We start from the raw sequence: 9,138 nt of genomic DNA, 5'->3' as shown, positions 1-9,138 counted from the left end.
GGGGGGTTCGGAGATTGTGATAAGAGCAGGGCTCGGGCGCGGGCGGGCCGTCGGTGGCTCTCGGCGCAGGCGGCGCAGGTCGGCGCGTACGGCCGCCACGACGGCGCGGCCCAGGGGTCCCGAGTCGGCGTCCAGGTCCAGCTCCGGCGCGGTCACCCGGCCGCGGCCGTCCACCCGGAGGCTCCAGGCGTGGCCCGCGACCCGGCCGTCGACCAGGCAGACGGCGGCACCGGAGGCGGCGAGGGCGCCGAGCCTGCGGGCCTGGTCCGGGGTGGGGGCGGCGCAGACGACCACGGTGGTGGCGGCGCGACCCGGCTCCCCGATCTCCTCGGGCTCCTGGACCCCGGCCTCCCCGGCGTCGTCCGTGCCGCTCGGGGCGGAGGCCCTCTCCAGCTCGGTCAGCAGTGTGTCGAGCCGTCGTCCCCGGTGCTGCGGATGGACTCCGTCCGCGACGACGACCGAGGCTCCGCTGCCGGGGCGGTCCAGCTGGGCGGCGAGGGCCTGGAACAGCAGGGAGCGGGCGGCGGTGTCGCCCTCGACGGTGATCAGCCGTGGTCCGGCGGCCAGGTCGACGTGGACACAGGCGTCGTCCGCCATGCCGACGGCGACCGGCAGCGGTCGCACCGCACCGGCGCGGCTGCGGCCCGGGGGCAGCGCGTCCGCCTCGTCCAGCGGCAGCTCCCAGCGCTGCGGGCCGGGCTCGGCGGCCTCCCAGGGCTCGGGCGGTTCCGGCAGCCGGCGGGCGGCGATCTGCACCGAGGCCCAGCCGGGTTCGAGACGCACGGCGTGCGCCACGGCACCGGGGACGTCCGCGAGGGCGGCCGCCGCCGCGTCGAACAGCCGTCGTACGAGCAGGCCGCCCCGCGGGTCGGAGAGCTGGCGGGCCAGGGCGCGGACGCCTCGGCGGTGGCGCCGGTAGGCGCGCAGCGGCTCGCCGAAGGCCCGCCGGGTGAGGGTCAGCTCCCGGCCGACGCCCCGCCGGAACCGGCGCCAGCCGCCCCGCTTGCGGATCACGTGCCGCAGCAGCAGGGAGAGCAGGATCAGGACGACCACGGCGACGATGACGACGGTCAGCACCGAGTCGCTTGGCTTGCCGATGGCGACCAGCGAGCCGTGTGCCGCCACGTCGGCAGCGGTCACGACAGGCTCGGTCACGCCAGGCCCCGTCATGCCGCCGCCAGGGCGTGTTCGGGGTTCCGGCGGCGCAGTTCCCGTAGCGCGTGGTGGGTGCGGGACTTGACGGTGCCCGGGGGGATGCCCAGGGCATCCGCGGCGTCGGGTCCGGTGCAGCCGAGGACATAGACGTAGAAGAGGACCTCGCGGTGGGGATGGGAGAGGCGGGAGAGGGCGTGGACCATGAAGCGGCGCTGGACGGCCTGGCTCATCGGGTCCACCGGTTCGAGGTGTCTGTCCAGGGTGTGTTCATGCTGGATGCCGGTGTGCACCCGCTCGCGGCGGGACCAGTCGATCACCAGGTTGTGCGCCACCCTCATCAGCCAGGCCCGCGACGGTGACCAGCCGGGGGGCTGGCTCCCGGTGCTCAACCAGGCGCGGACCAGGGTCTCCTGGACGAAGTCCTCGGCCCGCTGGCGGTCACCCCGGATGAGGCTCGACACATAACGCAGCAGGGGGCCGTGGTGTTCTTCGTAAAGTTTGCGGACGGAACCGTCGTGGGAGGAGGGCGTGACCTCGCCGGTATCCGGGGCGCTCCCGGACACGGCGGTGCTGAGCGTGGGCGTTCTCATGGATTCCCCCAGGGCCGGCGTGGATCTCTGAGCCGGTCCGGTCGAAGACGCCGCGGCGGCGGCGTCGGCTGGGCAAGGGGCTGAGCACGGGTACCCGGGTGACCTCACGGTTCATGGGTGGAAGGTGAGGTTCCGCTGGGAGTCTATGAGCGCTTCTGGAGGTTTCAAGAGTTCCTGAGTGGAACCTGAGGTTACTGACGAGAAAGAAACCTTCCTGGTAGATGATCCTGAGAAAGGTGACACTCGACGGTTCGGCAGGCCGAACAAGGGCCTGGAGCAAAAACAGGGGCGCCGGTCCGGGGGAAGGACCGGCGCCCCTGCCCAAGGGGTGCCGACGGAGGGGGAGTTGGGTGCCGACACCCCGCTTCGGGGTGGATCAGTTGGGGATGCCGCCCGCGATCTGCGCGTCGAGGTTGTTCACCGCGTTGCAGATGTCACGGAACTGCTTGGAGAACTGCGTGATGTTGGTCACCGCCTCCGTCAACGACTTGTTGAAGTTGGCGTAGGAGGTCTGCATCTTCGGGCTAGTGGCCGTCAGCAGCAGGCCGCCCTGGAGCAGGTTCTCGACGTCGGCCTGCAGCGAGGACAGCTGGGGAACCAGGGTGTCGCTGACGGCGGAGTCGAGCTTCTTGGCCGTCCGCTCGACTTCCTCGTCGTCGATGACGTTCTTCGGCATGGTGCACCTCGTTCTCGTTGGGTGTCGGTGTGGGGGAAGGACCCGGCGGCGCCTGAGCGGCGCGCCGGGAGCTGCGGGGCGTCACTACGCCCGGTGCGGGGTCAGCTCCAGAACTCTCCGAGGCTGCCGAGGGGCGGCTCGCCGTCGGCGCCCCGTTCGTGCTGGGTGCTGGACTGACTGAGGTACCAGCCACCGTTCTCGTCGCGCAGCCAGATCTCCTGGACCTCGTTGTTCGAGTCGGCGACGTAACGGACGCCGCCGTTCTCGTTGGTGACGACCTTGGTGACGGATCCGTCTGGATTGGTGTAGTTCGTCCGGGTGACGCCCGGCTGCACAGTGGTCGTCTGCCCCGGGTCGGAGGAGTCGGTCGGCCGGCCGGCCGGGTCGACGAGGGGCTTCTCGACCGTGAGGTACGCGGGCGGGCGCGGCGGCTGCTCGAGGACCGTCTCGGCGGCGTCGTAGGTCATTTCCCAGTCGCCGCCCGGCTGTTTCGTCCAGATCTGGAGGGTGTTCCTGCCCGTCTCGTCGGTGACGTAGCGCGTCATCGAACCGTCGGGCGAGCCCTCGGGGTCCGTGTCCACGTAGACCTTGGTGACGGAGCCGTCGGAGCCGCGGATCGTCGTCACGGAGTCGCCCTCGCCGGAGAGCGGGCGGTACGTCTCCGAGTACGACAGGCCGGTGTTCTTGTTGGTGACGGTGGTGGTCGTCTCGACGGGGTTGCCGTACTTGTCGAGCTTGATCTCACCGTTCTCGTCGAGCTCGTACGACACCGTGGTGGTGTTGTTGTCGTCCTCCAAGGTGAAGCCCTTGGGCACGTACGTCTCGGGCGGCAGATCCTCCAGCTCGCCGCGCATCCCCCGGAGCTGACCGGGGTCCTCGTCCTTGCTGAAGTCCCGGTCGCGGATGTCCTTCTGCTCCTCGGCGAAGCGGTCCTGGAGTTCCTGCTGCCGCTGCTGGAAGGCCTTCTCCTCCTCGGTCAGCGCGGCCTGCTCGGCCTCGGTCTCCGCCTGCTCGTCCCACAGCTTCTTCTGCTGGTCCTGAAGGTCCTTCGACTCCCGGTCCAGGGGGTCGAGTTTCGACTGGAGTTCGGCCTGGTCGGCGTCGAGGTCGTCCTGCTTCTCCTTCATGGCTTCCTCGACCTCGCGCAGGGTGGAGTTCTCCAGGTCCCAGAGCTCCTTCTGCTTCCTCTCGAGCTCCTCCTGCCGGTCGGAGAGGGGTTTCTGGTCCCTGGCCAGCGCGTCCCGCTCGGCGTCGAGCTCCTTCTGCCGCTCGTTGAAGGGTTCGAACAACTTCTGCTGGTCGCGCTGCTCCTGCTCCAGGGCGTCCCAGCGGGCCTGAAGGTCCTTGCCCTCCGACTCCCACAAGGCGTCCCGCTCCTTGTCGAGGGCGTCCTGCCGGCGCTGCCAGGCGTCGAGCTCGGCCTGGGTGACGCCGTCCTTGGACAGCAGGGCCTGGCGCTCCAGCCACAGGGCCTCCTGCCTCTCCTGAAGGGCGTCCAGCTTGGCGTCGTAGGCCTTCTGCTCCTCTTCGAGGGCGGTGATCTTCTTGTCCGTCGCCGCGTCCAGCTTGTCGCGCAGGGCCTTTTCCTCGTCCCACAGCTGCTGTTGCTTGCGCTGGAGCTCCTCCTGCCGCTTGAGCAGGGGTTCCTGCTCCTTGCGCAGGGCCTCGTAGTCCCTCTGCAGTTCGTCCCGTCTCGCCTTGAGCTCCTCCTCGCGCTGCCTGAGGAGTTCCTTCTCCTCCTTCCACAGCTGCTGCTGTCTGGCCTGGAGCTCCTCCTGCTGTTTGAGCAGGGGCTCGCGCTTCGCGGCGAGTTCGTCCTGCCGCTTGTTGAGTTCCTCCTGCCGCTTCGCCTGGGCCTCGGCCTGCTCGTCGAGCTTCTTCCGCTTCTCGACGAGGGCGTCCTGGTCCTTCTTCAGGCGGGCGTACTGCGTCTTGTAGCGGGCCTCCAGCGCGCGGGCCATCGACTCGCGCCGCCTGTTGTCGAGCGCCTGCCTGCGTATGTCGTTCTGCCGGTTCGCCTCGTCGCGGACCTGGGTGGTGACCTGCTGTGCGGCGCCTGCGGCGTGGGAGGCGTCCTGGTCGTAGAAGGCCTTGCCCGCCCGGTCGAGGAGGTTGCCGAGGTCGGTCATGACCTGCCAGCCCTCCCGGAACGCCCCCTTCCAGGCCCCGTAGAAGTCCTCCAGGGCCTGTGCCGTCTCCGGGCGCGGGCCGATGTCCCCGGGGGCGAACGTCTTGTCCGTCTGCGAGGCGACGTCCAGCTCGTCGCGCAGGTGCCACAGATGGCGTGCGAGGACGGTCATCAGGTCGTAGTCGTAGGAGACGCGCACCATGTCCGCCGTCCTTTCCTCAAAGTGGGTCGCTGCGGGGGTCGTCGTTGCCCCCGCCGGTCGCCGCGGGGTTCAGTCACTGCCTGGGCCGGTCGCTGCCGGGGTCTTGCTCGGGGTTGTCTCGGGGGTCGGAAATCGTCTCGGGGATCGGGGTCGTGGCCACGCGCCGCGGCCCCGGGCTCGGGGTCAGGGACCGCTGCCCGCCTGCGGGACCGGGGGCCTCGGTGCCGAGCTGCCCTGTAGACGAGGAGCCGGGCCCGGATGGTTCAAAGAAATTTCGGCCGCACCGCGCTGACCGGCCGAAACTGTGGCGTACGCCACTCTGTTGAACTCTCGGGCCCCTCCACTACGTCTGCCTTCGATACCCCAAGACCCGGACCGCGTGGAGGATTCGTTGGCCACCTCCGACGAGTGGAACAGAGTCGGATACACCGGCAATCCGGTGACCGGGAACCCGGCCGCCCTGGAGCGCGTCACCAAGGAGCTGTGGGACCTCGGCGATCTGGCCGGACGGGTCAGCCGCGGCCTCGACACCCTGCTGGCGAAGGCCGAGGACGGCGGCTTCGAGGGGCGGACCGCCGACGCGCTGCGGACATACGTCAAGGACGAGCTGAAGACGTACATGGCGAACATCAACCGCTCGTTCGAGATGGCCGCCGACGCCACCGCCCGCTACGCCCGTGCCCTCGGGGACGGGCAGGACAGGGCCGAGAACGCCGCGGACACCGTGGCCGCGCTGGAGCGGGTCGGCGGTCAGCCGCTGCCCGACGACGACCCGGAGGTGATCCGCGCCCGCGGCGAACTCGAGGCGGAGCAGCAGACCGTCCAGACCGAGGCGAAGATCCTGGAGGACGCCCTGTACGAGGCGACCCGTCTGGTGTCGGCGCCCGTGAGGAAGCCCAAGAAGAAGAGCTTCTGGCAACGGTTCGTGTCGACGTTCTTCAAGGTGCTGGAGATCGTCGCGATGGTCCTCACCATCGTCGCGGCCATCGTCGGCGGTCCGCTGGGTCTGGTGGCCTTCGCGCTGGGCGCGGTGCTCTTCGTCAAGGCCCTCGTCGACTACGCCATGGGCAACGGCAACGCCCTCAGCCTCGGCCTCGCCTTCCTGGGCATCCTGTTCCCGTCGACGAAGGGCCTGACCACCTTCGGCGGACTGCTCCGGCTGGGCTCCTCCGGCGCGAAGGCCCTCGGCGGCGCCCTCGCCGCGAGCGGACGCCTGCTGTTCCGGGGCGGCAGGCTGCTGCTGACCTCCCCCGGCCGGCTGCTGTCGCTGGCGGGGCAGGGGCTGGTCAGGTTCGGCAGCGGGCTGGCGGGCCGGGCGGGCAGCGGGTTCATGGCGCTGCCCCGGGTGCTGTCCAGGACGCCCGCGATGCTGGGGTCGGCCATGAGGTTCATGGGCCGCTTCACCCGCGGTACGTTCCGGCAGGGCTGGTTCGCGCTGAGCCGCGACTTCTACCAGTCGACCGCGTTCGTCACCGGCAACATGGCCACCAAGCTGGGCGTCTTCGCGGTCATGGGCCTCGGCCGGCTCACCGCCACGGCCCTGCTGCCGATGCGGTACTCCGAGATCGCCCGGTTCGGGTACCGGGGCGCGGCCCGCATGGGGTTCATCAACCGGGGTCTGCACTTCACCCCGAAAGGCTCCGGCATCGTCACCAGGACGGGTTCCTTCAGCGGTGACCTGCTGAACCTGTCGGGCCGGGGTTTCGACCGCAGTGGCACCCTGCGCCCCTTCGACGGCCTCGGCACCGACAAGCTCGTCGTCCCCGGCACCCCCGCGTTCAACGACACCCTCGACGAGCTGGCCGACATCGCGGTGGCCCCGGTGACGACGCCCCGCACCCCGGGCTTCAGCTCGCTGCCGGGCCCGACCCCCGTCCGGATGCCGAGCCGCCTCGGCGACCTGGGCGGACGGCTCGGCGGGTTCGACGGCCTCGACGACCTCGGCGTACGGCTCGGCGGGTTCGACGGCCTCGACACGGTGGGCCTGCCGGTGGGCACGGCTCCCGGCGGGCAGCGTCTCGCCCTCCTCACCCCCGTGAGCGACCGCCTCGGTCTCCTCGACCCCATGGGCGGCCGTCTCCTCGACCCCGTGAACGGCCGTCTCGGTGACGATCTGCTGCCGCCGCCCACCGCGCTCGACGAACTACGCGACCTCGACGCCCTGACCGGTATGGAGCGCACCCCCGCCGGTGTGCTCCGCCCCTTCGACGACCTGGCCCGACTGAGCGTCGACGGAAAGCTGGGCGGACTGACGGAGAACCAGGTCCGGCAGGTCCTGAACGGCGAGATCGACCTCGTACGGGTCACCCCCGACGGGGTGGTCCTGCGCATCGGGAAGACCGACCCGATCGACGTCCGGGTGGGGCTGAAGGAGGGGGTGACGGTCGAGGTCCTCGGACCGGCCGACCCCCGCGTCCCCACCTGGACCACCACGAAGGGTGCCGAAAGCCTCGACGACCTCGGCATCGATCTCGACGATCTCACCCGGCTGCTCCCCGACACCGGCGACGCCTCCCGCACCGCACGCGAGCTGCTCGGCCTGGGCCCGGCCCGCACGGACGTCCCCGCCCCCGTGGCCACCAAGCCGTTCACCGCGCTGACCCTGCGGGAGATCGTCACCGGCGGCGCCACCGGCAAGCTTGCCACGGAGCGCTTCGAGACCTGGCTGCGCACCCAGTCCGCCCAGCTCCAGCTGGACACCGTAGGGCGCAGGCTCGGCGAGCTCGACGCCCTGACCGACGTACCGCCGCTGACCCGCGCGCGGGCCGAGCTGGATCTGAGCGCCGCGCGACTCGACCTCGACCAGTCCCGGATCGCCTTCGACCGGCTCGGGATGAACCTGGACACGGTCCGCCGGGACATCGTGGTGATGACGGCCCGGTTCGACGGTCCCGCAGGCGTCATGCCCACCGGTGAACTGCGGCTGCTGAACGACCTCGGGCTGCCCACCGGCCAGTGGATCACCATGGAGCCCGGTCAGAACATCACCTGGGTGCTCAGGACGGACGCCGGGATCGTCCCCGACGTCGAGGTGCGGATGGTCGACGGGGGCTTCACCGTCACCGGCCCCGACGGTGTCGTCACCCGGTTCGGCGCCGACGGCCGGCCACTACCCGGCGAGGGCACCTCGGGCATCGTCGGCGAGGGCACCCCGAGGACCACCGCGTTCGACTTCCAGGGACTTTCCCTCGACGACCAACTCCAACTCCGGCTGCTGGACGGGCTCGACCCGAGCGGGACCAAGGCGTTCGACGGCCTCGGCTCGCCGAACGGTCTCGCGCCGAACGGTCTCGGCTCGCCCGGCGGCCTCGATCCCCTCGGCAGGGTCGACCCCCTGGGCGACCTCGGCAGCCGGCTGGGCGACCTCGGCCACCTCTCCGACGACCTCGGCCATCTCTCCGACGGCTTCCGCTTCGACCGGTTCGACGCGCCCGCGCCCCGGACGGACACCGTGGCGGTGGACCCGGCCGACCTCACGGGCGTGACCGGCTTCCGCACGGAGTGGCAGCGGACGCCGCTGGAGAACGGCGGGTTCCGGCTCGCCGACCCGACCGGTGACCTCCGGCTGGTGTTCGACGCGAGCGGGGCGCGGCAGTTCACCGACATCCGGCTCCCGGCAGGGGACAACTTCGTACGGTTCGACGGCGACGCCGGGCCGGGATCGCTGCCCCGGATCGTCGGCGAGGACGGCGTGACGCTGCCCGGCGGTGCGTCCGTGGAGCCGGTCAGGGGTGCGCTGGGCGTGGTCACCGGGGTGCGGGTGGAGTCGGTCGACGGCGCCTGGATCGGCCGCTTCGACCTCGACGGTACGCGGCTGTCGGAGCAGCTCACCCTCTCCGGCCCCGTCGGCGGCCCGCTGACCGGGTCCCGGCTGGGCACGACGTTCACCCACCTGTCGGGCGGCGCCCCGTCGGTGACGTACCGGCTGACCGTGCCGGGTCTCACCGACGGTGCCTTCGACGTCGTACGGCTCGACGGGGCTCTCGCGCAGCGGCTGCCGGGCGGCTTCGCGGTGACCGACACGGCGACCGGGGCGCGGTTCGCGTTCGACCGGGGCGGCCGGTTCGTGGAACTTCCCGTGGACGGGGCGCCGGCGTCCCGGCTCGACACGTTCGGTACGACGGTGCCGGACACGGACGTGCGCCTGGTGACGGCCCTCGACGGTCTGGACGGTCTCGACGGTCTCGGCGCCAACCCGGCCGAGCGGCTTCCTCTGACGTCCGTACCCGGGCCCGGAGTCCTGGACGACGTGGCGAGCGATGTCGTGGGACCTCTCCCGACCGGCGAGCGCGTGTCCCTGGAGGACCTGGCCGCTCCGGCGCAGCCCCATGCCGCTCCGGCACCGCCCGCGCCGCCGCGCGTCGCTCCGCCGCCGCCCGCCCCACCC

The 9,138-nt window shown here is 71.3% G+C and carries 4 protein-coding genes and 1 pseudogene; 1 reads left to right on the top strand and 4 read right to left on the bottom strand.

Annotated features, from left to right (window positions below):
• The 4 genes from P1P70_RS34665 to P1P70_RS34650 form a co-directional block, all read right to left on the bottom strand.
• Window positions 1–1,155: hypothetical protein (locus P1P70_RS34665; RefSeq protein ID WP_319244934.1), on the bottom strand; the 1,155-nt coding region annotated here is incomplete at its 3' end.
• An 11-nt stretch (window positions 1,156–1,166) separates the two neighbouring features.
• Window positions 1,167–1,745, bottom strand: a complete 579-nt coding sequence (locus P1P70_RS34660; protein ID WP_319244932.1) for a sigma-70 family RNA polymerase sigma factor — start codon at window positions 1,743–1,745, stop codon at window positions 1,167–1,169.
• 376 nt (window positions 1,746–2,121) lie between these two features.
• Entirely contained in the window at window positions 2,122–2,421 is a 300-nt protein-coding gene (locus tag P1P70_RS34655) for a hypothetical protein (protein WP_319244930.1), read from the bottom strand.
• 101 nt (window positions 2,422–2,522) lie between these two features.
• Window positions 2,523–4,751, bottom strand: a complete 2,229-nt coding sequence (locus tag P1P70_RS34650) for a hypothetical protein (protein WP_319244928.1) — start codon at window positions 4,749–4,751, stop codon at window positions 2,523–2,525.
• Between the two features lie 391 nt (window positions 4,752–5,142).
• On the opposite strand from P1P70_RS34650, the pseudogene P1P70_RS34645 reads away from it, so the two are divergent.
• Window positions 5,143–9,138, top strand: a pseudogene (locus tag P1P70_RS34645) (hypothetical protein); the annotation flags it as partial.

Origin of the sequence: Streptomyces sp. MB09-02B (assembly GCF_033794485.1) — a bacterium.
Taxonomy (GTDB): domain Bacteria; phylum Actinomycetota; class Actinomycetes; order Streptomycetales; family Streptomycetaceae; genus Streptomyces.
The sequence above is the reverse complement of the archived record's forward strand: the minus strand, read 5'-3'. Positions and strand labels throughout refer to the sequence as shown.